Origin of the sequence: Streptomyces sp. NPDC048473, from assembly GCF_043200155.1 — a bacterium.
Lineage (GTDB): Bacteria > Actinomycetota > Actinomycetes > Streptomycetales > Streptomycetaceae > Streptomyces.
The window spans coordinates 133,759-158,071 of sequence record NZ_JBICXE010000016.1 but is presented as its reverse complement, the minus strand read 5'-3'; the positions used below and the strand labels follow the sequence as shown (position 1 = coordinate 158,071).

General features: G+C 69.9%; 20 protein-coding genes and 2 pseudogenes. 8 read left to right on the top strand and 14 right to left on the bottom strand.

Translation table 11 applies throughout. The features are described from left to right. Positions 1-5 precede the first annotated feature (5 nt). From ccrA (ACGFU7_RS25170) to ACGFU7_RS25160, 3 genes are read left to right on the top strand one after another with little or no spacing between them, the layout of a single operon-like run. A complete protein-coding gene (ccrA, locus tag ACGFU7_RS25170) occupies positions 6-1,337 on the top strand; it encodes a crotonyl-CoA carboxylase/reductase (RefSeq protein ID WP_393698443.1) in 1,332 nt (443 codons plus the stop codon). 2 nt (positions 1,338-1,339) lie between these two features. Beyond that, complete coding sequence (locus ACGFU7_RS25165; RefSeq protein ID WP_393698441.1) at positions 1,340-2,344, top strand: 3-oxoacyl-ACP synthase III family protein; 1,005 nt, start codon at positions 1,340-1,342, stop codon at positions 2,342-2,344. Next, complete coding sequence (locus tag ACGFU7_RS25160) at positions 2,341-3,201, top strand: 3-hydroxybutyryl-CoA dehydrogenase (protein ID WP_393698439.1); 861 nt, start codon at positions 2,341-2,343, stop codon at positions 3,199-3,201. Before ACGFU7_RS25165 ends, ACGFU7_RS25160 begins: the two co-directional genes overlap by 4 nt. A gap of 4 nt (positions 3,202-3,205) precedes the next feature. On the opposite strand, the gene ACGFU7_RS25155 is transcribed toward ACGFU7_RS25160, so the two are convergent. After that, on the bottom strand, positions 3,206-3,712 hold the full coding sequence (locus ACGFU7_RS25155; RefSeq protein WP_393698437.1) for a MarR family winged helix-turn-helix transcriptional regulator: 507 nt from the start codon (positions 3,710-3,712) through the stop codon (positions 3,206-3,208). A gap of 382 nt (positions 3,713-4,094) precedes the next feature. Between ACGFU7_RS25155 and ACGFU7_RS25150 the strand changes: the two genes are divergently transcribed. Further along, entirely contained in the window at positions 4,095-6,947 is a 2,853-nt protein-coding gene (locus tag ACGFU7_RS25150) for an AAA family ATPase (protein WP_393698435.1), read from the top strand. 71 nt (positions 6,948-7,018) lie between these two features. On the opposite strand, the gene ACGFU7_RS25145 is transcribed toward ACGFU7_RS25150, so the two are convergent. The 3 genes from ACGFU7_RS25145 to ACGFU7_RS25135 form a co-directional block, all read right to left on the bottom strand. After that, the gene (locus tag ACGFU7_RS25145) at positions 7,019-7,222 is read right to left on the bottom strand and encodes a ferredoxin (RefSeq protein WP_393698434.1); all 204 of its coding nucleotides are present in this window, start codon (positions 7,220-7,222) and stop codon (positions 7,019-7,021) included. A gap of 7 nt (positions 7,223-7,229) precedes the next feature. Continuing rightward, positions 7,230-8,405, bottom strand: coding sequence for a cytochrome P450 (locus ACGFU7_RS25140; RefSeq protein ID WP_393698466.1), 1,176 nt, complete (start codon positions 8,403-8,405; stop codon positions 7,230-7,232). Between the two features lie 125 nt (positions 8,406-8,530). Continuing rightward, a complete protein-coding gene (locus ACGFU7_RS25135; RefSeq protein ID WP_393698432.1) occupies positions 8,531-8,911 on the bottom strand; it encodes a cupin domain-containing protein in 381 nt (126 codons plus the stop codon). Positions 8,912-9,159: 248 nt separating this feature from the next. On the opposite strand from ACGFU7_RS25135, the gene ACGFU7_RS25130 reads away from it, so the two are divergent. Further along, positions 9,160-10,728 (top strand): MFS transporter, encoded by a 1,569-nt coding sequence (locus ACGFU7_RS25130; protein ID WP_393698431.1) that lies wholly within the window; start codon positions 9,160-9,162, stop codon positions 10,726-10,728. Between the two features lie 11 nt (positions 10,729-10,739). On the opposite strand, the gene ACGFU7_RS25125 is transcribed toward ACGFU7_RS25130, so the two are convergent. The 5 genes from ACGFU7_RS25125 to ACGFU7_RS25105 form a co-directional block, all read right to left on the bottom strand. After that, on the bottom strand, positions 10,740-10,940 hold the full coding sequence (locus tag ACGFU7_RS25125) for a hypothetical protein (protein WP_393698429.1): 201 nt from the start codon (positions 10,938-10,940) through the stop codon (positions 10,740-10,742). A gap of 108 nt (positions 10,941-11,048) precedes the next feature. Further along, on the bottom strand, positions 11,049-11,864 hold the full coding sequence (locus ACGFU7_RS25120) for a thioesterase II family protein (RefSeq protein WP_393698428.1): 816 nt from the start codon (positions 11,862-11,864) through the stop codon (positions 11,049-11,051). Next, on the bottom strand, positions 11,857-13,251 hold the full coding sequence (gene ccrA, locus ACGFU7_RS25115) for a crotonyl-CoA carboxylase/reductase (protein ID WP_393698427.1): 1,395 nt from the start codon (positions 13,249-13,251) through the stop codon (positions 11,857-11,859). The genes ACGFU7_RS25120 and ccrA (ACGFU7_RS25115) overlap by 8 nt, the downstream gene beginning before the upstream one ends. 291 nt (positions 13,252-13,542) lie before the next feature. Next, positions 13,543-14,340 carry a GNAT family N-acetyltransferase gene (locus tag ACGFU7_RS25110; protein ID WP_393698425.1) on the bottom strand — a complete coding sequence of 266 codons (798 nt, stop codon included), beginning with the start codon at positions 14,338-14,340 and terminating at the stop codon, positions 13,543-13,545. 148 nt (positions 14,341-14,488) lie between these two features. Further along, positions 14,489-15,316, bottom strand: a complete 828-nt coding sequence (locus tag ACGFU7_RS25105) for an SDR family NAD(P)-dependent oxidoreductase (protein ID WP_393698424.1) — start codon at positions 15,314-15,316, stop codon at positions 14,489-14,491. Positions 15,317-15,739: 423 nt separating this feature from the next. Here ACGFU7_RS25105 and ACGFU7_RS25100 point away from each other — a divergent pair. After that, positions 15,740-16,021 (top strand): annotated as a pseudogene (locus ACGFU7_RS25100) (amino acid transporter); the annotation flags it as partial. A 348-nt stretch (positions 16,022-16,369) separates the two neighbouring features. Here ACGFU7_RS25100 and ACGFU7_RS25095 read toward each other — a convergent pair. Beyond that, the gene (locus tag ACGFU7_RS25095; RefSeq protein WP_393698422.1) at positions 16,370-17,569 is read right to left on the bottom strand and encodes a serine/threonine-protein kinase; all 1,200 of its coding nucleotides are present in this window, start codon (positions 17,567-17,569) and stop codon (positions 16,370-16,372) included. Positions 17,570-17,574: 5 nt separating this feature from the next. Between ACGFU7_RS25095 and ACGFU7_RS25090 the strand changes: the two genes are divergently transcribed. Beyond that, complete coding sequence (locus ACGFU7_RS25090; protein ID WP_393698421.1) at positions 17,575-18,324, top strand: transposase family protein; 750 nt, start codon at positions 17,575-17,577, stop codon at positions 18,322-18,324. 136 nt (positions 18,325-18,460) lie between these two features. Here ACGFU7_RS25090 and ACGFU7_RS25085 read toward each other — a convergent pair whose 3' ends face one another. Together ACGFU7_RS25085 and ACGFU7_RS25080 are read right to left on the bottom strand one after the other, a co-directional pair. Continuing rightward, positions 18,461-18,916 carry a hypothetical protein gene (locus ACGFU7_RS25085; RefSeq protein ID WP_393698419.1) on the bottom strand — a complete coding sequence of 152 codons (456 nt, stop codon included), beginning with the start codon at positions 18,914-18,916 and terminating at the stop codon, positions 18,461-18,463. A gap of 100 nt (positions 18,917-19,016) precedes the next feature. Further along, a complete protein-coding gene (locus ACGFU7_RS25080) occupies positions 19,017-19,622 on the bottom strand; it encodes a hypothetical protein (RefSeq protein ID WP_393698418.1) in 606 nt (201 codons plus the stop codon). Between the two features lie 87 nt (positions 19,623-19,709). On the opposite strand from ACGFU7_RS25080, the pseudogene ACGFU7_RS25075 reads away from it, so the two are divergent. Then, positions 19,710-19,841, top strand: a pseudogene (locus tag ACGFU7_RS25075) (IS5/IS1182 family transposase); the annotation flags it as partial. A gap of 84 nt (positions 19,842-19,925) precedes the next feature. Here the strand turns inward: ACGFU7_RS25075 and ACGFU7_RS25070 are convergent. Both ACGFU7_RS25070 and ACGFU7_RS25065 read right to left on the bottom strand, forming a co-directional pair. Next, on the bottom strand, positions 19,926-21,428 hold the full coding sequence (locus tag ACGFU7_RS25070) for a SulP family inorganic anion transporter (protein ID WP_393698416.1): 1,503 nt from the start codon (positions 21,426-21,428) through the stop codon (positions 19,926-19,928). A gap of 1,324 nt (positions 21,429-22,752) precedes the next feature. Next, positions 22,753-24,198, bottom strand: a complete 1,446-nt coding sequence (locus ACGFU7_RS25065) for a glyceraldehyde-3-phosphate dehydrogenase (protein ID WP_393698414.1) — start codon at positions 24,196-24,198, stop codon at positions 22,753-22,755. Positions 24,199-24,313: the final 115 nt, after the last annotated feature.

Sequence of the window (24,313 nt, the reverse complement as noted above, 5' to 3'; positions counted from 1 at the left end):
TTCCCATGAGATCTATGGCTGAGGCTCTGCTACAGGGCGCGGACCCCGACGAACTCGCCCGCATTCCGGTGCCGGACAGCTTCACCGCCGCGCACACCCGGATCGAGGACGTGAACATGTTCGGCGACGCGCCGGACAAGGACGTACGCAAGTCACTGCGCGTCGGCGACGTTCCCATGCCCGAGCCGGCCCCCGACGAGGTGCTCGTCGCGGTGATGGCCAGCTGCGTCAACTACAACACGGTGTGGTCGGCCACCTTCGAGCCCGTGCCCACCTTCTCGTTCCTCAAGCACTACGCCGGTAAGGGGCACTGGGAGCGCAGGCACGACCAGCCGTACCACGTGCTGGGTTCCGACGCGGCCGGAGTGATCGTCAGGGTCGGTGCAGGGGTGCGGCGCTGGCGGGTGGGCGACCATGTGGTGGTCAGCCCCGTGCAGGCGGACGACCAGGAGCCGGCCAGCCACGCCGACGGCATGCTGGGCGCGGAGCAGCGCGCCTGGGGGTACGAGACGAACTTCGGCGGCCTGGCCCACTACACGGTGGTGCGCGCCAGTCAGCTCATCCCCAAGCCCGCGCATCTGACGTGGGAGGAGGCCGCGAGCATCCCCGGCTGCGGGGGCACCGCCTACCGCATGCTGGTCAGCGACCGCGGCGCCCGGATGAAGCAGGGCGACGTGGTGCTGATCTGGGGTGCCACCGGCGGCCTCGGGGCGTACGCGGTGCAGCTCGTGCGCAACGGCGGCGGGATCTCCGTCGGCGTGGTCAGCTCCGAAGCGAAGGCGCAGGCGCTGCGCCGGCTCGGCTGCGACGTGGTGATCAACCGCGACGAGATCGGCATCGGCGACGACTACGCCGACGAGCCGTCCCGGGTGATCGAGGCGGGCAAGCGACTGGGCAGGATCATCCGCCGGGAGACCGGGGAGGATCCGCACATCGTCTTCGAGTACGTCGGCCGGGCCACGTTCGGCATCTCGATGTTCGTGGTGCGTCGCGGAGGCACGGTGGTGACCTGCGGGTCCAGCACCGGCTACCAGCACAACTACGACAACCGCTACCTGTGGATGAAGCTCAAGCGGATCGTCGGCAGCCACGGCGCGAACCTTCAGGAGCAGTGGGAGACCAACCGCCTGGTCACCATGGGCCGGCTCGTGCCCGGCCTGTCCACGGTCTACCCGCTGCACGAGATAGGCGAGGCGGCACGCACCGTGCAGGTCAATACACACATAGGCAAGGTCGGGGTGCTGTGCATGGCGCCGGAGCGCGGGCTCGGCGTCACCGACCCGGAGACCAGGGCGATGATCGGCGAGAGCCGGCTGAACCCGTTGGGGAGCGAGTGACCATGCGCAACCACGCAGTGGGAATCCTGGGAACGGGCTCGTATCTGCCCGAACGGCGCGTCCTCAACGACGAGATAGCCCCGCGCTTCGACGTGGAGCCGGAGTGGATCGAGCGCAGGACGCAGATCCGCGAGCGGCGCTACGCCGAGCCCGGCGACGCCGCGTCCGACCTCGCGGTGCGGGCGGCGAAGGTGGCGCTGGAGCGGGCCGGCGTGCCCGCGGAGCGCATCGACCACATCATCGTCTCCACGGCCACGGCCGACTCCCCGTTTCCGCCGACGGCCGCGCTGGTGCAGAACGCGCTCGGCGCCCGCCGCGCCGCCTGCTTCGATATCAACATCGGGTGCAGCGGCTTCGTGTACTGCATCGCTCTGGCCCGCGCGATGGCGGCGGTCTCCCCCGGCTCGTACGCGCTGGTGCTGGCCTCGGAGGTGTTCTCGCGGTTCATCGACCCGGGCGACCGCGGTACGTCGGTGCTCCTGGCCGACGGCGCGGGCGCGGCCGTAGTGGGACCCGTCCCGCCCTCCACCGGGATCATCGACGTGGACCTGCGCACCCACGGCGAGGACCACGACCTGCTGGTGATCCCGGCCGGGGGCAGCAGGCGCCCGGCCTCCCCGGAGACGCTGGCCGACGGCGGGCACTACCTGAAGATGCGCGGCCGTGACGTCACGGACTTCGTGCTGACCAACGTGCCCGGCGCGCTGGGCGACCTGCTGGACCGGGCCGGGGTCCGGCCGGAGCAGGTGGACCACTTCGTTCCGCACCAGGCCAACGGCAGGATGCTGGAGACCCTCGTCGAGCGCTCCGGTCTGGTCAAGGCCCGCACCCATCTGACGCTGGAGGAGTACGGCAACGTGGGCAGCGCCTCCGTGGCCATCACCCTCGACCGAGCGGCGAGCACGGGCGCGCTGGCGGAGGGCGACATGGTGCTGCTGGCCGGGTTCGGCGGCGGTATGGCTCTGGGCACCTGTCTGATGCGCTGGTCCGGGCCGGTGGCGCGATGAGCGGGATCACGCGGGTCGGGGTCGTCGGCTGCGGGCTGATGGGCTCCGGCCTGGCGGAGGTGTCCGCTAGGGCGGGCTGCGACGTGCGGGTGGCGGTGTCGCGGGCGGCGTCCGTCGCGGCGGGCAGAAAGCGGGTGGCCGGTTCGCTGGACACGGCGGTGCGCAGGGGACGGCTCACCGAGTCCGAGCGCGATGCCGCCCTGGACCGGATCTCGTTCACCGCGGACCTCGACGACCTCGCGGACCGGGAGTTCGTCATCGAGTCCGTCACCGAGGACGAGGCCCTCAAACTGGAGCTGTTCGCCGCGCTGGACGCGGCCGTGGCAGACCCGGACGCGATCCTCGCCTCGAACACCTCCTCCGTGCCCATCATGAAGCTCGCCCGCGCCACCCACCGCCCCGCGCAGGTGATCGGCACCCACTTCTTCAATCCGGTACCGGTGCTGGGCCTGGTGGAGGTCGGCTGCTCCCTGCTGACCGCGGAGCGGACGTACGAGCGCACGGAGGCATTCATGTCCAAGTGCCTCGGCAAGGAGGTCATCCGCTCACAGGACCGGCCGGGCTTCGTGGTCAACGCCCTGCTGGTGCCCTACCTGATGGGCGCGATCCGGATGGTGGAGTCGGGCCACGCCCGCGCAGAGGACATCGACAAGGGGATGTCCCTGGGCTGCGCCCATCCGATGGGCCCCCTCCAACTCGCGGACCTGGTGGGCCTGGACACCCTCGCAGGCGTGGCCACCGGCCTCTACGCGGAATACAAGGACACGTCCTACGCCCCGCCCCCGCTCCTCTCCCGCATGGTCGAGGGCGGCCTCCTGGGCCGGAAAACAGGACGCGGCTTCTACATCTATCCGTGACGCGTCACCACAGGGGGCGCAGGGGCGGCAGCGTGTCTCCGGCGAACTCGCGGATCAGCCGCGCCAGTTGCCGGCGCATCGACGTCAGGGCCTCGGGGTCGAGCTGGCTCGCCAGCTCGACCTCCAGGCTGTACAGGACCCGTCCGGCGACCGCGAGATGCTGCCGCGCCTTGTCGGTGAGAACCACCAGCCTGCGCCGCCCCCCGTCGGGGTGCGGCTCGCGGCGCACGTAACCGCGCTCTTCCAGGTAGTCCACGATCTGGCCGGCTGCCTGCTTCGTCACACCCAGCCGCTCGGCCAGTTCGGTACTGGTGGTACCCGCCCGGTGCAGCGCCTGGAACACCATACCGTGCACCGGTCGCAGCTCGTCGTAGCCCAGCGCGTTGATCCTGGACACGAACTCCGCGTGCACCAGCTGGAACGCCATGCCGAGCAAGAACGTCAGGTCAGCGCCCTGGAGCGGGTCCTCCGCAACCTGTGGCGTGGTCTGGGGTGGGTCTTCGCGTGTCACAGATCAATCTTGACACAATGGGAGTCAAAAGAATCTACTAAGCGTCGAGTACGGGCATCGCAGATACGGGGGAATTGATGAGGCTGCTACTCGACGGTCCGCTGTGCCGATCTCTCGGCGAAACAGCCGGCACAGGCTCAGGGCGCCGCACCGCTGCGATTGCGAAGCCGCCTTCATGGCGCTCGCCGCGTCAACCCAATTAATACCATCTTTGCGTAACTGGGCGTTACGAACTTGCAGTTACCGGCCTTTATGTGATCGACCGCTGTTTTCACAGCCGACGCCCATCACACAAAGGCCGGTCTTGTTTTTTGCACAGTCTTACCCGAATCCCCGTTTCAACGGATTCGGGCCACACTCAGCACAAATGGGGGACAGGTCGATGACGGTAGCGGACCGCGAGAAACAGCTCGACACCCTGGCAGGCCTGTACGCCGCCTCGGTGTCGGGCGACGGCCGGACAGCCCTGATCAGCGGTGTGACAACCGCCGGCAAGACGGCGCTGCTGCACTCCTTCGAAGAGACTGTGGCGGCGTCCGGCGCCCTGGTGCTGAGCGCGTCGGCGTCCCGCGCGGAACGCGGCCTGCCCATGGGCGTCATCAGCCAGCTCTTCAGCGGCCTGGCGCCACGCACCGAGTTCGCCGCCCGGGTGGCGGGGCTGCTGGACACGGGGGCGCTCAGCGCCGTGGTGCACGAGCGGGACGGCGACTCCTCCGGACATGTACCGGCGCCCGTCCTGCACCGGCTGTGGCAGACCGTGCAGGAACTGGCCGCCCAGCACCCGCTGCTGATCGCCGTGGATGACGTCGACCACGCCGACGCCGCCTCCATCCAGTGCCTGCTGTACTTGATTCACCGTATGCGGTCGGTGCGCGTCCTGGTGGTTCTCACCGCGGGGGCCAGTACCCCCTCGGGGCAGCTGCCTCCCACAGCGGAGCCCTTCCGCGGCACCCGATGTACGCACATAACCCTGAACCCGCTGTCCCAGTCCGGTGTGGCCTGCCTCCTCGGCGCACATCTGGACAAGCGGACCGCGGAGGACCTCGCCCCCTCCTGCCACCGCGTCAGCGGTGGCAGTCCCATGCTGGTACGCGCCCTGATCGACGACTACCTCGCGTGCACGGGCCCCAGACGGGCCGAACTGACGGTGGGCGACACGTTCAAGAAGACCGTGCTGAGCTGCCTGGGCCGCTGCGAGACGGAAACGCTGAGCATCGCCAGGGCCCTCGCGGTCCTGACCGGCCCCGGTTCACCGGAGCCCGCCTCGCCCGAGCTGCTCGGCGGCCTGCTCAACGTGCCCGCGGGCTCGGCCGCGGAGGCCGTGGACACGCTGCACGCGATCGGCCTCCTCGGCGGGGGACGGTTTCGTCACGAGAGCGCCCGCCTCGCGGTGCTGGACGGGATGCTCCCCGAGGAGCGTGCCAGGGTGCACGGCCGCGCCGCCGAGCTCCTGCACGAGAACGGCGCCCATGTGACCCTCGTGGCACGGCACCTCATCGACGCCGAGCCGCTCGACGTGCCCTGGTCGGTGCCCGTGCTCCAGGAAGCGGCGGATGTGGCGCTGCGCGACAACGACATTCCCTCGGTCATCTCGTTTCTGCGCCGAGCGCAGCGGGCGTGCGTGGACCCCGTCGGCAGCCCCCGGCGCACCAAGCTGATGACGGCGCTGGCGCGCGCGGAGTGGCAGGTGGACCCGGCGGCCGTCAAACGCCACCTCGGCGAACTCGTCCCGGCCGTGAACAAGGGCCAGGTCAGCGGCCAGGACGCGATCACGGCGATCGGCTATCTGCTCTGGCACGGCCGCCCCGAGGAGGCGAGCGAGAGCCTGGAGGCGCTGGCCGGCGACGCGGCCTCGTTCGACACCGAGTCCCTGGCCCAGCTCGAAGCCATGCGGGTGTGGCTGTCGTGCACCTACCCGGACCTGGTCCCCGACGGGATCGGCCGGGCCGCCGCCGCCCCGTGGCCGGTCGGCACGGCGGTGCGCCCCGACCTCCAGTCCGCCTTCGCACTGGTCCGGGTGGTTCGCTCCGACGGGGACGAGGACGCGCTGGACGACGCGGAACAGGTGCTCCAGGGCGCCCGGCTGCACAGCTCCAACGTGGTGCCGCTGCTGGCCGCCCTGGCCGCGTTCATCTACGCCAACCGCCTGGAACGGGCCGCCTCCTGGTGTGACGCCCTGCTGGAGCAGGCCGCGGCCTGCCGTACCCCCACCTCGCGCGCCCTGTTCGCCGCTGCCCGCGCGCTGATCGCCGTACAGCAGGGGGACCTGACCGTCGCCCGGGAGCACGCGCGCACGGCGTTGACCCTGATCTCCCCGCAGAGCTGGGGCATCGCCGTGGGCCTGCCGGTCGCCGGGATGGTGTTGGCGTGCACCGAGATGGGCGAGCACGACGAGGCTGCGGCGTATCTGGCCGTCCCCCCGCCGGAGGAGATGTTCCGCACGCCGGTCGGGCTGCACTATCTGCACGCCCGCGGCCGGCACTACCTGGCGACGGGTCGCCTGCGCAGCGCGCTGGGTGACTTCGAGACCTGCGGGGCTCTCATGGCCCGATGGGATCTGGACTCCCCCGGGCTCGTCCCGTGGCGGCTGTGCGCGGCCGCCGCCTACCTCGGCCTGGGCGGCACGGCGGCGGCCCGGTCCCTGATCAGCAAGGAACTGGCCCGGGTGCGCCCCGGCGACCGTCGCACGCACGGCGCGTGCCTGCGGATGCTCGCCGCCACCAGCGAGCCCGGCAGACGCCCGGCCATCCTCAGGGAGGCGGCGGAGAAACTCCGTACTGCCGGCGCCCGGGGAGAACTCACCGCGACCCTCGCCGACCTGAGCCGGGCCCACCACAGCCTGGGCGAAGAGGCCCGCGCCACGTCCCTGGCCCGGCAAGTGATCCATCTGGCGCAGCAGTGCGGCAACGAGAAACCGGTACGCCGCGGACTCCCGCACGAGGCCGAGACCACCTCGGCGGCGGGCCGGATTCCCGCCCAGCGGGAGGAAACCGAACCCTTCAGCGGCGTGGGCGCCCCGACCGCCGAACTGAGCTTCGCCGAGCGCCGCGTCGCACTGCTCGCCGCCCAGGGCCACAGCAACCGCAAGATCGCGGCGGAGCTGTTCATCACCGTGAGCACGGTGGAGCAGCACCTGACGCGGATCTATCGCAAGCTCGACGTACGCAAACGCTCCCATCTGACGTTCGCCCTCCTGTGCCGGCCGGTCCCCGAATCCCAGACCTCCGGCAACTGACCCTCTTTCACATGCTGATCGGCCCCCTCTCTCGGAGAGGGGGCCGATCGGCTTCTGCAGGAGGAGCGGGGTCAGCCCCCGTGCAACGTCAGTGCCCGGGACGGGCACAGTTCGACCACCTCGCGCACCGCATCCAGGACGTCCGCCCCCGGCTCGGCCGACAACAGGATCACCCTGCCGTCGTCCTCGTCCTGGTCGAACAGACCGGGCACGGAGCGCACGCAGTGCCCCGCCCCGATGCAGCGCTCGCGGTCGACGTCGACTCGTACGGCCACCGTCACCTCACCACGTCACCGGAAGCGCGGCCAGGCCGTAAAGGATCCGCTGGCGGAAGGACAGCTCATCCACCGGCGCGGTCAGGCGCAGCCCGGGGAGGCGGTCGAACAGCGTCTTGAAGACGATCTCCAGCTCCAGCCGCGCCAGGTTGGCGCCGACGCACTGGTGCACGCCGTAGCCGAACGCGACGTGCTGGCGCGGGTTGCGGTGGATGTCGAGCTTGTCCGGCTCCTCGAACGCGACCGGGTCCCAGTTGGCCGCGCCGCCCAGTGCGATCACGCCCTCGCCCTCGCGGATGGTCACATCCCCGACCTGCATGTCCGCGGTGGCGACCCGGAAGGTGACGAGGTCGGCGATGCTGAGGTAGCGCAGCAGTTCCTCGACGGCCTGCGGGATGAGGCTCGGGTCCTCCCTGAGCGCGGCGAGCTGGTCGGGGTTCTCCAGCAGGGCCACGGTGCCGAGCGCGATCATGTTGGTCGTGGTCTCGTGCCCGGCGTTGAGCAGAACCTGCGCGGTGCTGATCACCTGCTGGGGGTCGTACGTCCCCTCCCCCAGCTCCTTGTACTTGACGATCAGCCTGCTCAGCAGGTCGTCCTCCGGCTCCTTCTCCTTGGCGGCGACCAGCTTGCCGAGGAACACCCGGGTCTCCATGATCGCCCCGCCCACCTGCTGCGGGGTGCTGTTCTCGTCGAACACCACCGACGCGAACCGGTAGAAGGTCTCCCGGTCCTCGTACGGCACGCCCAGCAGCTCGCAGATCACCAGTGAGGGCACGGGCCGCGCCAGGACGTCCACCAGGTCCGCGGAACCCTCGCAGGCCAGCAACGCCTCGATCCGCTCGTCCACGATCTCCTGGATCCGCGGGCGCAGCCCCTGGATCCGCTTCACGGTGAACTCGTTGATGATCAGCCGACGGTGCGTGGTGTGCTCGGGCGGGTCCATCACGAGGATGGAGCGCATCGCACCTTCAAGTGCCGCGGGCGGGATCGGCACGAGCTGCGGATTGCCCGGCAGGCGGCGGTCGGAGCTGATCCGGGGGTCGGCCAGGACCTGACGCACCAGCTCGTGGTTGGTGACGACCCAGGCAGTCTTGCCGTTCGGCAGCTTGACGCGGGACACCGGCTCCTTGTCACGGAGTTCGGCGTACTGCTCGGGCGGGGCGAACGGACAGCTCCGGGGCATCGGAAAGGACTGGAGTTCTGGTGCGGTGTCGGTCACGGGTTCCCCCTGCTAGGTATTCGTGGTGCCGGTCCGGTAAGAACCTCGCGGGGCGCCACCGGCAAAACCGCGGTGGCGCCCCGTCGCGGTCACTGAGCCCAGGGCAGCGGGTGGCGCTCGTCGCTGCCCGGCACTCCCGCCCGTCCGCCCGCGGCCATGCAGACCAGGGCCTGGGCGGTGTCCCCGATGGCCTGGAACTGGCGGGCCGAGTTCGCCGGAATGACGACGGCCTGCCCGGCGGCGACCTTCTGGGTCTCCCCGTCCACGGTGAACGAGAAGGTGCCCACCGTCGGCATCCACACCTGGTCGCGGTCGATCAGGTGCAGCGGAGACTCGAAGCCGGCGTCCATCTGGACCCGCCAGGTACACACCTCGTTGCTGCCCTGGCTGGGGGCCGCGAGCCCTGCCGCAACGCCGGCCGGGGTCCTGTTCATGCGCTCTTCGGTCTCGCTGATGACGTGCATGGTCATGTGATATCTCCTGAGTCAGTTGACTTTACTCGCAATGAGAAAACCTTGTTTGGCGGGACGTGTCAAGTGCTTCCGGAAGGATGTCGTCCCACCTTGACGGACGCGAGGAAAGGTGCTTTATTCGTCGCGAATAAAGTTACTTTACATACGCCGTCAGATATCTTCCCGGACTCCCGGGGAACCGGCGAGTAAACCGGAAGAGAACGTTCCGGGACAGCTTCCAGGACAGAATCCAGCGAGGACAGGACATGAATCCCGAAGTCAGCCCAGGACGCCGCCGGCTCATCCTGGTCGTACTCGCCCTTACGGGCCTGGTCGTCGTGATGGATTTGACGATCCTGAACGTCGCACTGGCCACGATCCAGCACGACCTCAAGACCTCCACCGCGGGCCTTCAGTGGGCGCTGGACGCCTACCTGATCACCTTCGCGGCATTCATCTTCACCGGCGGCATCACCGCGGACCGCTTCGGCCGGAAGAAGATCCTCATCGCGGGGATGGTCATCTTCGGCGTGGCCTCCACACTGGCCGCGTACTCCGACACGATCACCGAACTGGTCATCTGGCGTGCCCTGATGGGCGTCGGCGCGGCCACCGTGCCCACGGTCACCCTGGCCATCCTGATCAACGTCTACCCGCCGGCCGAGCGCCCCAAGGCCATCGCAGGGTGGGCGGGCACCGCCGGTGTCGCCACCGTCGTCGGGCCCCTCGTCGGCGGCCTGCTGCTCCAGGTCTCGTGGTGGGGTTCGGTGTTCCTCATCAACGCTCCGCTCATCGTGCTCGGCATCGCGCTGATCAGCTGGCTCGTCCCCGAGTCGAAGAACACCCAGAGCAACTCCTTCGACCCGCTCGGCGTGCTCCTGTCCATCGCCGGCGTCGGCGTGCTGGTCTACGGCCTCGTCAACGGCGGAGAGGAGGGCGACTGGCTGGCCATGGGCACCGTCGGGCCCATCGCCGCCGGCATCGTGCTGCTCGCCCTGCTCGTGTGGGCGGAGAGCAAGCTGAAGGTGCCCGCCCTCGACATGAGCCTGCTCAAGGACGCCCGTTTCTCCGCCGGGACGTTCTCGATCGCGCTGGCGTTCTTCGGACTGATCGGCTCGCTGTTCGTCACGGCGGTGTACTTCCAGTCGGTGCACGGCTACCGGCCGGTGGAGGTCGGCGCACTGATGCTGCCGATCGGCGTGGGCGGGTTCTTCATGTCGCAGCGCTGCCCGGCGCTGGCAGCCCGGTTCGGCGCCCGCTGGGTCGTGGCCTGCGGCTCGACCGCGATGGCGGTGGCCTTCCTGTGCTTCGCCCTGGTCGACCACGACACCCCGTTCTGGGTACTGGCCGTGATCCAGCTGATTCTGGGCCTGGGCTGGGGCGTGATCATGACGCCCGCCACGGCATCGCTGATGTCCGCGGTGCCGCCGGTCAAGGCCGGTGCCGGGCAGGCGGTCTCCCAGACCGTGCGCCAGGTCTCCGGAGCCCTGGGCGTCGCGGTGATCGGCAGCCTGCTGGGGGCCACATACCGCTCGGACATCGGCGACGCGGTCGACGTCCTGCCGGCCGGGTTGCGCGACGAGGCCGCAGGCTCCGTCGGCGCCACGCTGCGGGCCCTGGACGCGGCCGGGAACAAGGTGTCGGCCGGTGACGTGGCGGCACTCAAGGAGCGCGCGCTGGACGCCTACCAGTCCGGTATGCAGGTGACCATGCTCATCTCCGCGGTCATCGCGCTGGCAGCCGCCTTCGTGGCGCTGCGCTGGCTGCCCGGCAAACCTCCGCAGACCGCGGCCGCCGCACCGGCAGCGCCCGCCCCCGCAACCGCTCAGAAGTAGCGGACCCATGATCACGGCTCGTCGCCCCAATCCCCCGTCGGGGCGGCGAGCCGTTCTCCGTTGTGTGCCGTGCCCGGCCCGATGAGCACGATCGCGGTGAGCACGAGGCCGCAGCCGACGATCCGGCGGCCCGTCAGGGTGGCGGACACCGGGGAGTACGGGCGCAGCAGCCGGGCAGCGAACATCCCGGCGCCGCGAGAGCACGGCGCCACGGACGGCCTCCGCCTCGCCGGGCAGCAGCGGGGCCTCGGTCCCGGGCATGTCGCGAACGCTCCGGCGGCCGTGGCGGCCGCCGGAGGCACAAGAACGTCGAGCACGCCTCAGCACCGCCCGCCCGGGGCCGCGAGACCCCGAAGTCCGGCGAGACGTTCGGCTATCAGTTCGATGACGGCCGGCGCGTGGTCGTTGAGGAAGAAATGCCCGCCGTCGAACACCCGCAGGTCGAACCCGGCCGTCGTATGCGTGTCCCAGGCACGCGCCTCCTCCACGGTGGCCTTGGGGTCGCTGTCGCCGACAAGGGCGACGATCGGGCAGGCCAGCTCCGGCCCCGCGCCGGGGGTGTGACGGTACGTCTCCGTGGCCTTGTAGTCGCTGCGCAGTGCGGGGAGCACCAGGCGCAGGAGGCTCTCGTCGGCGAACACCCGTGAGTCCGTGCCGCTCATCGCGCGCAGATCGTCCAGAAGATCCTCGTCGGGGCGCAGGTACATGACCTCGCCGTCGCGGTGCGTGGACGGCGCCCGGCGCCCGGAGGCGAACAGGACCAGGGGCCCGGCCCCGTCCCGCTCCAGTCGCTTCGCCACCTCGTAGCCCAGCGTGGCGCCCATGCTGTGGCCGAACAGCGCGATCGGCACCCCGGTCCACGGCCGCACCTGCTCGGCCACGCGGTCGGCCAGCTCGTGCAGGGAATCGACGCACGGCTCGCGCATGCGGTCCTGGCGCCCGGGGTATTGGACGGCGAGCACGTCCACGGCCGGGGCCAACGCCCGCGCGACGGGAAGGTAGTAGGTCGCCGAGCCGCCCGCGTGAGGAAGACAGATCATGCGCACGGGCGCGTCGGGCGCCGGGTGGAAACGCCGGATCCACAGCCCCGTGGCGCCCTCGGTGGACGCCACGGCGGCGGAGTCGAGGTCACCCATCGGCCCGGCCCGCCTGTCCCCCGGCCTCATCGGCGGGCGCGGTGCGGAACCTGTTGATGGCGCCCAGATGGCGCTCCCGCAGTTCCGGGTCGCGCACGCCGAGCCCCTCTCGCGGGGCGAGGCACAACACGCCGACCTTGCCGTTGTGCCGGTTTCGGTGGACCTCTGCCGCCGCGTGACCCGCTTCGTGCAGCGGGAAGACGGCGGACAGGGTCGGGTGGACCAGCCCCTTGGTGATGAGGCGGTTGGCAGCCCAGGCCTCCCGGTAGTTGGCGAAATGGCTGCCGACGATGCGCTTCAGATGCATCCACAGATAGCGGTTGTCGTACTCGTGGCGGTAGCCGGAGGTGGAGGCGCAGGTGACCACGGTGCCTCCCCGGCGCGCGACGAACACACTGGCGCCGAACGTCTCCCGGCCCGGGTGCTCCACGACGATGTCGGGATCCTCGCCGCCGGTCAGCTCGCGCACCGTCGCGCCGAACCTCTTCCACTCCCGGACGTCAGGGGTGTTCTCGTCCTTCCAGAACCGGTAGCCCTCCTCGGCCCGGTTGATCACGGCCTCCGCACCCATGGCCCTGACGAGCGCCGCCTTGTGCTCGCTGGAGACGACGCAGACGGGCAGGGCGCCGCCGTTGAGGGCGAGCTGGGTGGCGTAGGAGCCGAGGCCGCCGGCCGCGCCCCAGATCAGCACGGTGTCGCCCTGCTTCATCTGGGCCCCGTTGCGGGAGACCAGCTGGCGGTACGCGGTGGAGTTGACCAGCCCGGAGCACGCCGACTCCTCCCAGGTCAGATGCTCCGGTTTGGGCATCAGCTGGTTGGCCCTGACCAGAGCGAGCTCCGCGAGGCCGCCGAAGTTCGTCTCGTAGCCCCAGATGCGCTGCTCAGGGTCGAGCATCGTGTCGTCGTGCCCGTCGGGGGACTCCAGATCGACGGACAGACAGTGCGCGACCACCCGGTCCCCGGGCCGCCAGCGGTCCACCCCGGGCCCGGTCCGCAGCACGACACCGGCCAGATCGGAGCCCACCACGTGGTACGGCAGGTCGTGCCGCGCCGCCATGGCCCCGGTGCGCCCATAGCGCTCCAGGAACGCGAACGTGGGCAGCGGCTCGAAGATCGAGCTCCACACGGTGTTGTAGTTGACGGCGCTGGCCATCACCGCGACCAGGGCCTCGCCGGGACCGGGCAGCAGCGTCGGCACCTCTTGCGGGCGCAGCGACTTGGCGGGGTCCTTGTCGGCGCTGGCGAGCCCTTCGAACATCAGGGCCTCATCTTTGAGCAGCACGTTTCCCGTATAGCTCGCCGGTACGGGCAGAGCGGCGAAGTCTGCGCTCCGCGGCCCCCCGTTCTCGGCATCCTCCGCGAGGATTGCACTGACGATCTCTTCCATCGGGGACCTCCCTGCGATCCGGACGCCTCGGCCGCAATCTATTGAGATCACCCGAACTCCGTTAACCCCTACCCCGGCCACCCCCTACCGGGCTCCCGGCACCCCTATCGCGCGGTCCGGGGCGAAACTTGAGCGCGGGGCCCCGGTCCAGCACCCGTCGTAACCGCATCCGGCGCGACGCCCGCAGCCGCCTGATCAGGACCGTCAGCACACCGCCGGTGCCCGGGACATGTCCCTCCCGGGTGCCGGGCGGAGCGCAACCGTCCGCCCGGGCCCTCGGAAAGGACCTGCTCATGCGGGGATTCCCGTCTTCGGGATTCGCGACACGGTGGGTTCCCTGGTGGCGTAGTGGACGTATTCGCGCTCCAGCCGGAATCCGGAGGTCCAGGCAAGGAGGCGGCTGGGGCGGTTGCCGCGGGAGCAGGACCAGCTCGGGGTGCGGCCGCGGGCGGCGATGTCCGCGCACAGGTCGGCGACGCAGGCGTGGGCCAGGTGCCGGCGGCGGTGCTCGGGGACGGTGAAGCAGGCGATGTCCTCGTACGCGCTGCCGAGGAAGTACGTACAGGCCACGGCGAGGATCCGGTCCTTGTGGAAGGCGGCCCGGCCGAGACCGGAGGCGGCGAGGCCCGACGGACCGTTCCAGCCGGCGTGCAGCCAGGCCGCGTCGGGGCCGAGCGCGGCAAGTGCCCGGGCGTCCTCGGGGACGAGCCGGCGTACCGTCACGCCCCGCGGCGGCCGGGGTGCCGGTGATGTTGCGGGTGCGCGGTGGACGTACACCATCCGCTCCCCCGGCACGATCCTGCCGAAGGACGCGCCCAGGGCGGGCAGAAAGTGGTCGGGTGCCTCGATGTAGCTGCCTGCGAGCGGGGCCAGGGAGCCGGGGGCGATGGCGCGCGGGTCGCCGCGCAGCAGCACATGGTCTGCGCAGCTGACGGCAACGGCCTGCGGCTCGACGGCGCGGTCCGCCCACCAGTGCCCGGCTCCGGTGCGCAGGACGTGTTCGGCCAGAGCTGCGGGGCCCGGTGCCCCGGCGGGGAACCACCGGGCGAGGGCGGGAAGGCTGTGCGACGGGATCTGGATCCGGATCATGGGAGAGACCACCTGGTTCGGGTGCGGGGCGGCCCTGGTGGGGCCGCCCCGCACAGGGTTCAGCGCCGGCCGGCCTTGCTGCCGTGGTTGGCCTTCTTCTTACGGCGGGCCTTCTTCTTGCGTGCGCGCCCGGACATCTGTGCCTCCTTCAGGCGTTCTGGCCGACGAGCAGGGAGGCGAGCTTGTTCAGTCGCTGGACGGTGCGCGTCTCGGTGGCGGCCGGGGCCGGCTCGGCACACTGATCCCGGTCGTAGTAGGCGCCGTTGACGATCTCGGTCGCCGGGTCGCACAGCCGCACCACATGTGCGGCGCCCTCGGCAGCCGCGGCCCCCTTGAGGGCGTACAGGGACAGCAGAGCGGTGTCGCAGATGCCGGGGTGGACGGAGACCGCGGTCACGCGCGGGTCGGCGGCGAAGACCGTGAGAGCCAACTGCGACTGGGCGTAGGCGGCGAGGCGGGAGTAGTTGCGGGAGCGGTTCGGGTCGCTCCACTGGACCGAGGCGGTGCGGTGCAGCGAGGACGAGACGCTCACGACCCGGCCGCCGGGTGCGCGGGTGAGGGCGGGCTCCAGCAGCTGGGTGAGCAGGTAGTGGGCGAGGAAGTTGACCTGGAAGGTGATCTCGTTGCCGTCCGCGGTGACAGTGTGCCGCTCGGGGGCGGCCATGGCCGCGTTGTTCACCAGAACGTCCAGGCTCGGATGCTCCTCGGCCACCCGGTGAGCGAGTTGCTCGACCTCTTCGAGACGGGTGAAGTCGGCCGCGAACGGGCGCAGGAGTCGACTGTCGATGCCGGCCACGGCGACAAGCTCGTCGGACGCCGCCCGCGCCTCTTCGGCGGTACGGCCGTGGACGAGGACGGTGGCGCCGCGCTCGGCCAGCCGGCGCGCGGTCTCCCGACCGATGCCGGAGGTGGCTCCGGTGACCAGCACGGTCCGCCCGGAAAGGGACGGCTGGGAGGACAAGGAGGAAGAAGACATGATCAATTCCTGGAACTGGAAACGGGCACGGCCGCGACGCAGCTCCCTCCCCGGTCGGGCAGGGAGAGTGCGTCGGCCATGCGGAGGATGGTGGTGCGTACCGCCGGCCGGCGGCCAAGGCCCGCATACGAAGGAGCGGCCGCCGTCAGGTGTTCAGAGCGAGTGCGTCAGCACACCGGCAGGTGAGCAGCGTGCAGGACCGGCGGCACCGTATGCGGCGGCCGGTCGTCATGGCGCAGACTGCTGTTCACACGGTTCATCCAACTCGCCTGCCCACAAAGACTTCAACAGGGCCGGTCCGTCCTTGATGCCCCTCTGACGAGCCCGTCCGTTCCCTTTACGGGTCCCGTACGTCGGCGCCGGCAGCAGCCGCGTTCGCCCCGCCGACGGTCCGGGTGAGGACGGGCAGGATACTCGCTCCTCACCGCCGACCTGACCGTGCACGGCGACGAGAAGCACGGCGCGCGCAGGCTGCGGGTCGAGGGCGCCGTGGTGCCCAACACCATCGCCGCCGTGCTGATGGAGCTGCGCGAGCACACCGGACAGGTCCCGCACGCCTGCTTCAACTGGACCGAGGGCCACCCGCTCAGCCATCTGCTGCGCTTCCTGGTGTTCGGTGCCGGCGAGGTCGCGCCGGTGACGCGCGAGGTGCTGCGCCGCGCCGAGCCGGACCTGGCCCGACGGCCCCGTATCCACGTCGGCTGAGCTCAGCCACGCGGCCGGCGGCCCGGCGGATGCGGTTGGACGCCGGTCATCAGGAAACCCGGCCCGCGCCGGCGGAGACTCAGGTAGCCGCGTCGGGTGGCCGGCGGGTGGGAGTGGCGCGCATCGGGTGCGCGCGGTGCGGTGTTCCGGGTGCGCACGAGCGGCGCGTTTCCCCTTGACACGGGCCGCGTCAAGGGGAAGCTTCACTGCCCCTACACCGCCGCGTCCGGTGTGGGGTCAAGACCGCACACCGGAGGGGCCTCGCTGAGCGGATGGTCCGATCGGCCTCAACACCGCGATGGCCGGCCACCTGGGGGAGGGCCGCCGTCTGCCCAGGCGGTGCGGCGGCTACGTGAAGCACTCCAGGATCAGCGGCAGGTCCGTCAGCCATTCCCGGAGGCGGGACCGCTTGCGTGCGGCGAGCAAGCACGGGTACGTGGCGCCGTTGTGGAGACGGACGAAGACCCTGAGGTGCTTGGGGCCCACGGCCGCGTACTCGACCGTGCTGATCTCGGCCCAGGTGAACTGCAGCTCACCGGCCTCCGAGGCGAGACTGACCCCCATGGCGTCGATCAGGAGGGCGCTCTCCGCGGCAACCGCCATGAAGTCGAGGTCCGTGTCGGGCGACGCGTTGCCCACAGGGGCGTACTCGGCCGGGGCCTCGTGCAACGGAACGACGTTGGAGGGTGCGTAGGAGGGCGGCGGAGGTACCACCACCGTCGGGGAGGGCGTCGCGATGCCCGGTGCACACATGAACAGGTCCAACAGGCCATCGGGCGTGGGCCGTACGTAGGGGTTCTTGGCCAGGCACGACGCCAGGATCGGACGCAGGCCGTCCGGCACTGCGGCCAGATCCGGCGTCTCATGCACCGACCGGTACATGAGACCCATCGGCGTGCCCGCCCCGAACGCGCTGCCGCCCGCCGCCGCGACAAGCACGGCGCCGAGCGCGAACACGTCGGCGGCGCCGCTGACTTCCTGCTCCCCCAGCGCCTGCTCGGGCGCCAGGAAGCCCGGCGTCCCGAAGGCCGTACCGGTGGCCGTCAGGCGCGTGGACTCCAGCGCCCGCGCGATACCGAAGTCCAGGACCCGCGGGCCGTCCGAAGCCATGATGATGTTCCCGGGCTTCAGGTCACGGTGCACCAGGCCGCAGCCGTGGATCGCCGCCAGCGCCTCGGCGAGCGCCGCGCCCAGCTGCCGTAGCCGCGCCTCGTCCATCGGCCCCTCGGACTCGATCAGCGCAGCAAGCGTGGGCCCGGGAACATACGCCGTGGCCAGCCAGGGTGCCGCCGCTGCCGGGTCCGCGTCCACGACCGGGGCCGTGTGGAAGCCGCCCACGCTGCGCGCGGCCTCGACCTCGGCACGGAACCGCTCCCGGAAGTGCGGGTCGGTCGCAAGCTCCGGGCGCGCCACCTTCACGGCCACCGCGCGCCCGCCGCGCGAACGCGCCAGATAGACGATGCCCATCCCGCCGGCGCCCAACTCCCGCTCCACGACGTACCCGCCGATGCGCTCCGGCAGGCCCGCACCGTCCGCCCCGTACCCCATGCGCTGTGTGCCTCCTTTGTGCTCCGGCGCCTCAGTATGACTCAGACACCTGCTTCGCACGGAACAGGGCGTGGGGTGGTCGTTTACGCCGGCGAGCCGATCTGCGCCACGACCAGCGCCTGGCCGACACGGCCGACGGCAATAACGTCTCCGAGTCCACCGTCCGCCGCTGGCGCGACGAACTGATCGGACTACTCGCCGCACAGGCCCAGCGCCTGGACCGCGCCCTGAACAAAGTCGCCAAGCAAGGCGGGGAGGTGGTCCTGATCGACGGCACCCTCATCCCCACCCAGCGCCGCACCGGAAGAGCCGACCGCAAGAACTACTCCGGAAAGCACCGTCATCACGGCCTGCGCTTCCTCGCCCTGACCGACGAGAGAGGCCGCCTGATCTGGATATCTGCCGCCCGATCCGGCCGCACCCACGACATCACCGCCGCCCGCCACGACCACATCCTGGCCCACCTGCGCGCCGCCGGTCTCGGGGCGCCGGCGGACCTCGGCTTCCGCGGTCTGGACAACGACGTACGCGATCCCGTGATCGTCACCGGCTTCACCGCCACCCGCGCCCACAAACTCACCCCAGGCCAGAAGGACGCCAACCGAGTCCTCGCCGTCGGACGTGCACCGGTCGAACACGGCTTCGCCCACCTCAAGAACTGGCGGATCCTCACCAAGCTCCGCACCGACCCTGCCCGCGCCACCCGTCTCCTGCGCGCCCTGCTCGTCTTGACGAACCTCGAAGTCAGCTGCTGAGCTTGTGATTCAGCGTCTGCTTCGGGGATCGGCCGGCTGGGTGGGGAGATGGACCGACGCATCGTCGCTCATTCCAACGGCCGCCGGGGGCACTTCGGTTACGCCCGGGCCGCACCGCTCCGGGCGGCGGAACAGGTCACAGGCGGGTGGCGAACCGGCCGTCGGGCCGTTTCCGCAGCCAGCCGCGGTCGGCCAGTCTGACCAGCTTCCCGCGCAGCGGTTCCAGCCTGCCCCGCACGCTGACGTCCACCCCCAGCACCTCGCCGACCTGCCGGGCCATGACCGGTCCCGCGGCCTGCCGCACAGTGGCGAGGGTGCGCTGGTAGTCCGGCGGGAGCATGGTCTCCTGCACGTCCGGCGCGCGGTGCGGGATCAGCATCACAGCCTGTCCGCCGACCTGTCCGGGCGCTGGCGCGGCCGAGGCGCGCTCGTCGGCGAGCTGCTTGCTCATCCGCTCAAGGACGCCTTCGGCGACGGCGAGTTCGTCCCGCTCGGCCCGTACCTCCGCCAACTGCTTGGCCAGCTGTTCTTCGAGTTCGTCCAGTTCCGCGCGTCGCGCGGTGATCCGTTCCAGCATCTCGGGATCCCGCATGCACCGGACCGTAGAGGCCGCCCGGCTACAGCGCGCAGGAACCGGCTCTTCGGCACTTTCGGCTGCCGAAGAGCCAGCGCTACGGGGCCGTTGACGCTCCTCAGATGCGCTGTGCGGTCAGCCTCTTTCCATCTGCCCCAAGGACCAGAATGTTCCTGGCGGTACCGTCCCGGCCGTGATCGCCGTCCCACCACTCGACGAAACTCTGGGCAAGCGATTCAGATCCAGGATTTCCGGACCCTGCCGAGTAGTCCGTGCTCAACTCAACGTCATAGTCCTGTTCAGTCAGTTGGACTGTGGCCAGCATGCGGACGTGGTCGACTTGCTGCTCCTCACCCTTGGTGCGAGCCCAGGCACGGAACCGCTCCAGCATCTTTGCATCCGTGGTCCGCTTGGTCATGGGGCCGGTGGGCAACTGCTCAGGAGCGTTGGCGACGCCGTTGAGGCAGCCTTGCACCCAGGAGCCACGATCCATCTCGGCGGCGCTGCCGGCCTGCAGGGCCCGGCGGGTACAGCCGCCCCATACGGTCTCGCGCACGGCCGCCCCCTTGCCCGAGGAGTCGTAGACGGCCTTGCCCGCGGTGTATCCGGCACGGTAGGCAGCAACGTACTCAGGTACGGCAGACGAGCGGGACTCGGGCGCAGGGCCGTCGAAGGGCTTACCGCTGCCGCAACCGACGAGGCCGATTAACGCGGCGGCAGTCATGCCGAGTACACGGCCTGAGCGATGATTCATTACTCCCCCTGGGTGCGGACTGTTACCCAATGAGATGGCATGGCGGGCTCATAGGTCGCACCGGTCGAACATGGTTTCGCTCACCTCAAGAATTGGCGGACCCTCACCAAACTTCGCACCGACCCCGCCCGCGCCACCCACCTCCTGCGCGCTCTGCTCGTCCTGACGAACCTCGAAGTCAACCGCTGACAAACGATCTACGCCGCAGACTGCCGCCCACGACCAGGGTGAACACCCCGAGAGCTGGTCATACCAGCCCTTTGACCTGCGACTTCAAGTTGACGGAGGCTCATTGCGTGGCTCCGCCCATGTGGACAATGCGGTGCGGCACGCGTGGTCAAGGTGCCGCAGGCCCGTCAGGTCGATTTCCACGCTGCGGTTTCGGGGCAGTGCCTCCAACGCGTCCAGCATTTTCGGCAGTCGCAGAAAGGTGGCGTTGCCGATCAGGGACACCCTGACCGGCCCGTTGCCCTGATCGGACACCTCCAAGCGCAGGTGGGAGGTGTCCCAAGCAGTCTTGGCCACGGCGAACACCAGACCGATCAGCACGCCTTCGAACATGTTGACCATGACGATCGAGGCTGCCGTTGCCACGAGGATCACGGCCTCTCCGCGTTGTTCGCGCCACAGTCCGCGCCATTCCCTGACGGGGATCAGCTTGCCGCCCGAGTAGATCAGGACCCCGGCCAGCGAGGCGAGCGGCACTACGGAGAGGGCGGCCGGCAGGATCGCGGCGAACAGCAGAAGCCACACACCATGCAGTACACGGGAAGCCTTGGTGTGCGCACCTGCCTGGACGTTGGCCGCACTGCGCACGATGACCGCCGTCAGCGGCAGGGCGCCGAGCATCCCGCAGACCGTGTTTCCGACGCCCTGGGCAATCAGCTCCTTGTCGTAGTCGGTACGCGGCCCATCGTGCAGCCGGTCCACAGCCGCTGCGCTGAACAAGCTTTCCGCCGAGGCGATGAGGGCAAAGGCGATCACGGTGCCGACCACGCTCACCCCGGCCAACTGCCCGAAGGCGTCTGCGGTCGGAGGCTGAACGGCCTGGAACACCCCCTGTACGTCGATCTTCGCCACAGGGGCCTCGGACAGAACCGCCAATCCGGTGGCCACACCGACCCCGGCAAGCGGAGCCGGTACTCGTCGTACAGCGTGCGGCAGATACCTCCACATGGTCATCACCGCGATGGTTGTGGCCCCAAGTGCGAGTGCGGCCTGTGCCTCGAAAGAGCCCGCTGCTCCTGCGAACAATCCCGGCAGACCGATGATCTTTGCCGGGCCGGTACTCGGTGATGTCGCGTCCGCCATCGCGTAGAGCTGACCGGCGATCAGCACGAGCCCGATTCCGGCGAGCATTCCTTGTACGACGGCGACAGTGACCGCCCGGAACCAACCTCCGATGCGTGCAAGGCCCATGGCCAGCTGCAGTACGCCTGCCGCGAGGACAATCACCCCCACCACGGTGATGCCATAAGCACTGACCGCCTCATGGACCAGCACTGTCAGGCCGGCTGCCGGGCCGCTCACCTGCAGGCTGCTGCCAGGCAGACAGCCGACCACCAGTCCGCCGACAATGCCGGTGACCAGGCCGAGTTCAGCCGGAACGCCAGACGCGGTCGCCACTCCGACGCACAGGGGAAGCGCCACGAGGAAGACGACGAAGGACGCCGCTACCTCACGTCCCGGCGCTCCGGCGCGCGGTTTACCGGCTGCGGGGTCGTCCCCCCTGCCCCTGGGGTGCCGATCGCGGTCGGGTACGCGGGGGCCGGTCACAGCGGGAGGTGAGGAGTCATGCCACCCGCCGTTGCCGGACAGGCCAGGTCATTGCCGCATCGAAGGGCTCGACGGCGAAGGGCTCGATCGCGAAGGACGCGGGCGTGATCGATGAAGAATTGCATGTCAGGCAGGTGTCCCCAATGCGCCCGAGGCGCGTCTGTGACCTGGGTGAAGGCACCCGAGCAGAAGGAGCCGGTGCGGCATACGCCGCTGGGCCCACTTATCGCCGGGAAGCAGTCAGAGGCGGGGTTTGGGGTGAGCCGTCCCCGGTGGGTCGTGGCGGCACAACGTGACACACCAGGGGTGCCGCGTGACGACGACCCGGCGCCACCACCCGGACGGCGCCTTCGTAGGGCGTGGTGCCTGTGGCAGCGGACCGGGGCCGTGAACGGACCCATCGCCGAGTGGGGACGGGGCGATGTTCACGGGCGGGGCTGGTGAGGTGAGTTTCCGGGCGGCCTCGGCGCGTACCAACGCGCCCATGGCCGCAAAGACATCTGCGGGCATGGCGGAGTGCTCCTGCGGAGTCAATGAGCGTCAACTACTGTGACGGCAGGCCTCTTCCGTGGCGCCCTGCCGGCCGGCAGGCACGTCGTCGAAGAGGCCGGGTGCGCTCAGCAGCGCAGAGCGCACCCTGAGGAGAACCCGGCAGCGCCCGCGGCTGCGGCAGGAGCGGGCCGAGCAGTGCCACTGCCCGCCTCTGCATCCCGGCGGGCCACGTGTGGCATGGCAGAGGAAGCACCCGCGAGGTCAGCAGCATGCTTCGGCTTGCCGACAGAAGTCGAACTCACTCGCCATCCATGGCCGCCCCCGTGACCTCCGGAGTCCGGTACGGCGGACCCCACTACAGGGAGAGTGGCACGGTCGACGTCCTCGGTCACGGTGTGAACGGTGCGGCCTTCCAAGCCGGCATGCGAGACCATCGGCTGCTGCCCGGACGGGGCCGAGACGGCGTGTGCCAGCGTCGCCAGAGTGATCAGCGTGATCACACAGAGGGCACGGGACAGCATGCGCATCGCACTGCCGCTGCTGGGCACCATGCACACCTCCCGCCGGACTCCGGATCACCAGACAACCCCACAAGTGCCGCTGATGACACTGCAAATGGGCTGTACGGTGTCGATTTCACCCGGAACGGCGAATCACCGGACGCGCACCGGATTCATCGACATCGTCCGCGGCTCCGCACGAGCCGGGCCATTCCGCTGCCGGCGGTGGCCTGCGGGTGGCGGTGGGAGAGCAACCTGATACCGATCGGGATCGGTTGCCGCCCCACTGCCGCCCCGCCTGCCAGGACATCGGGTCGGGCAGTCCGCCGAGATCAGACCGCCGGAACCGGGTAGGTCGGGTACTCCACCCCGGACACGTGCTGGACGACGCGGATGACCTGGCAGGAGTAGCCGAACTCGTTGTCGTACCACAGGTAGAGGATCGCGTTGTCACCGTCGACCTTGGTGGCGCCGGCGTCGACGATCGAGGCGTGGCGCGAGCCGATGAAGTCGCTCGACACCGCGTCGGGGGCGGTGGTGAAGTCGATCTGGCGCTTGAGCGGCGAGGTCAGCGACACGTTACGGAGGTAGTCGAGGACCTCCTCGCGGTTGGTCTCGCGCCCGAGCCGCAGGCTGAGGATCGCGATCGAGACGTCCGGCACCGGGACGCGGATCGAGCTGCCGCTGATCGGCGCCTTGAGGTCGGGCAGCGCCTTGGCGACGGCGGAGGCAGCACCGGTCTCGGTCATGACCATGTTGAGCGGCGCCGAGCGGCCGCGGCGGTCGGCGCTGTGGAAGTTGTCCAGCAGGTTCTGGTCGTTGGTGAACGAGTGGACGGTCTCCACGTGGCCGCGCAGGACGCCGTACTCGTCCGCCATCGCCTTCAGCGGCGGGACGATCGCGTTGGTCGTGCAGGACGCGCAGGACAGGATCTGCTCGTCCGGCTTGATCATGTCGTGGTTGACGCCATGGACGATGTTGGGAACGTCGCCCTTGCCCGGCGCGGTCAGGACGACCTTGTCGACGCCGGGGCGCAGGTGCTTCGACAGGCCCTCGCGGTCGCGCCACTTGCCGGTGTTGTCGATGAGGATGGCGTCCTTGATGCCGTACGCCGTGTAGTCGACCTCCGACGGGTCGTTGGCGTAGATCACCTTGATCTCGTTGCCATTGGCGATGATCGTGCTGCTCGCCTCGTCGACGGTGATCGTGCCCTGGAACTGGCCGTGGATGGAGTCGCGGCGCAGCAGCGAGGCGCGCTTGATGATGTCCTGGTCGCCGCCCTGGCGGACGACGATGGCGCGCAACCGCAGGCCGTTGCCGGAGCCGGCCTTCTCGATGAGCAGGCGGGCGACGAGACGACCGATGCGGCCGAACCCGTAGAGGACGACATCGCGCGACTCGCGGCGCTCGATCTTGTTGGCACCCGTGGCGCCTGCGACGGCCTCGGCGGTGAACTCCTCCGCCGAGAGACCGCGGTCGTCGGTCCTGTACGTCGCGGCGAGCATGCCGATGTCGATCTGGGAAGGGCCGAGATCGAGCGTGGTGAGAGCCTGCAGGAACGGCAGCGTCTCGGTGACCGAGAGCTCCTCACCGGCGATCTGCCGGGCGAATCGGTGGGTCTTGAGGATGCTGACCACCGACTTGTTCACCAAGGAGCGGCTGTGAAGCAGGACCGTGACGTCCCGCTCCCGATGCAGCTTCCCGATGATGGGGATCATCGACTCCGCGATCTCCTCGCGGTTCTTCCAGTTGGTGAACGAGTCGTCATTGACAGTCACAGGTTTATCTTTCGAGCTAGGCGGCGCTCATATGCTAACCCCCTGCCACTTTGATCATTCAATCGGTGCCGTCCCCTGCGCCTGGACCTGGTGGCTCGAAGGCTGAACGAACACG

Excerpts from the sequence above, each read along its gene's own strand:
- ccrA (WP_393698443.1), top strand. The coding sequence starts at position 6 with ATGAGATCTATGGCTGAGGCTCTGCTACAGGGCGCGGACCCCGACGAA.
- ACGFU7_RS25165 (WP_393698441.1), top strand. The coding sequence starts at position 1,340 with ATGCGCAACCACGCAGTGGGAATCCTGGGAACGGGCTCGTATCTGCCC.
- ACGFU7_RS25160 (WP_393698439.1), top strand. The coding sequence starts at position 2,341 with ATGAGCGGGATCACGCGGGTCGGGGTCGTCGGCTGCGGGCTGATGGGC.
- ACGFU7_RS25150 (WP_393698435.1), top strand. The coding sequence starts at position 4,095 with ATGACGGTAGCGGACCGCGAGAAACAGCTCGACACCCTGGCAGGCCTG.
- ACGFU7_RS25140 (WP_393698466.1), bottom strand. The coding sequence starts at position 8,405 with ATGCCCCGGAGCTGTCCGTTCGCCCCGCCCGAGCAGTACGCCGAACTC.
- ACGFU7_RS25135 (WP_393698432.1), bottom strand. The coding sequence starts at position 8,911 with ATGACCATGCACGTCATCAGCGAGACCGAAGAGCGCATGAACAGGACC.
- ACGFU7_RS25130 (WP_393698431.1), top strand. The coding sequence starts at position 9,160 with ATGAATCCCGAAGTCAGCCCAGGACGCCGCCGGCTCATCCTGGTCGTA.
- ACGFU7_RS25120 (WP_393698428.1), bottom strand. The coding sequence starts at position 11,864 with ATGGGTGACCTCGACTCCGCCGCCGTGGCGTCCACCGAGGGCGCCACG.
- ccrA (WP_393698427.1), bottom strand. The coding sequence starts at position 13,251 with ATGGAAGAGATCGTCAGTGCAATCCTCGCGGAGGATGCCGAGAACGGG.
- ACGFU7_RS25110 (WP_393698425.1), bottom strand. The coding sequence starts at position 14,340 with ATGATCCGGATCCAGATCCCGTCGCACAGCCTTCCCGCCCTCGCCCGG.
- ACGFU7_RS25105 (WP_393698424.1), bottom strand. The coding sequence starts at position 15,316 with ATGTCTTCTTCCTCCTTGTCCTCCCAGCCGTCCCTTTCCGGGCGGACC.
- ACGFU7_RS25095 (WP_393698422.1), bottom strand. The coding sequence starts at position 17,569 with ATGGGGTACGGGGCGGACGGTGCGGGCCTGCCGGAGCGCATCGGCGGG.
- ACGFU7_RS25085 (WP_393698419.1), bottom strand. The coding sequence starts at position 18,916 with ATGCGGGATCCCGAGATGCTGGAACGGATCACCGCGCGACGCGCGGAA.
- ACGFU7_RS25080 (WP_393698418.1), bottom strand. The coding sequence starts at position 19,622 with ATGACTGCCGCCGCGTTAATCGGCCTCGTCGGTTGCGGCAGCGGTAAG.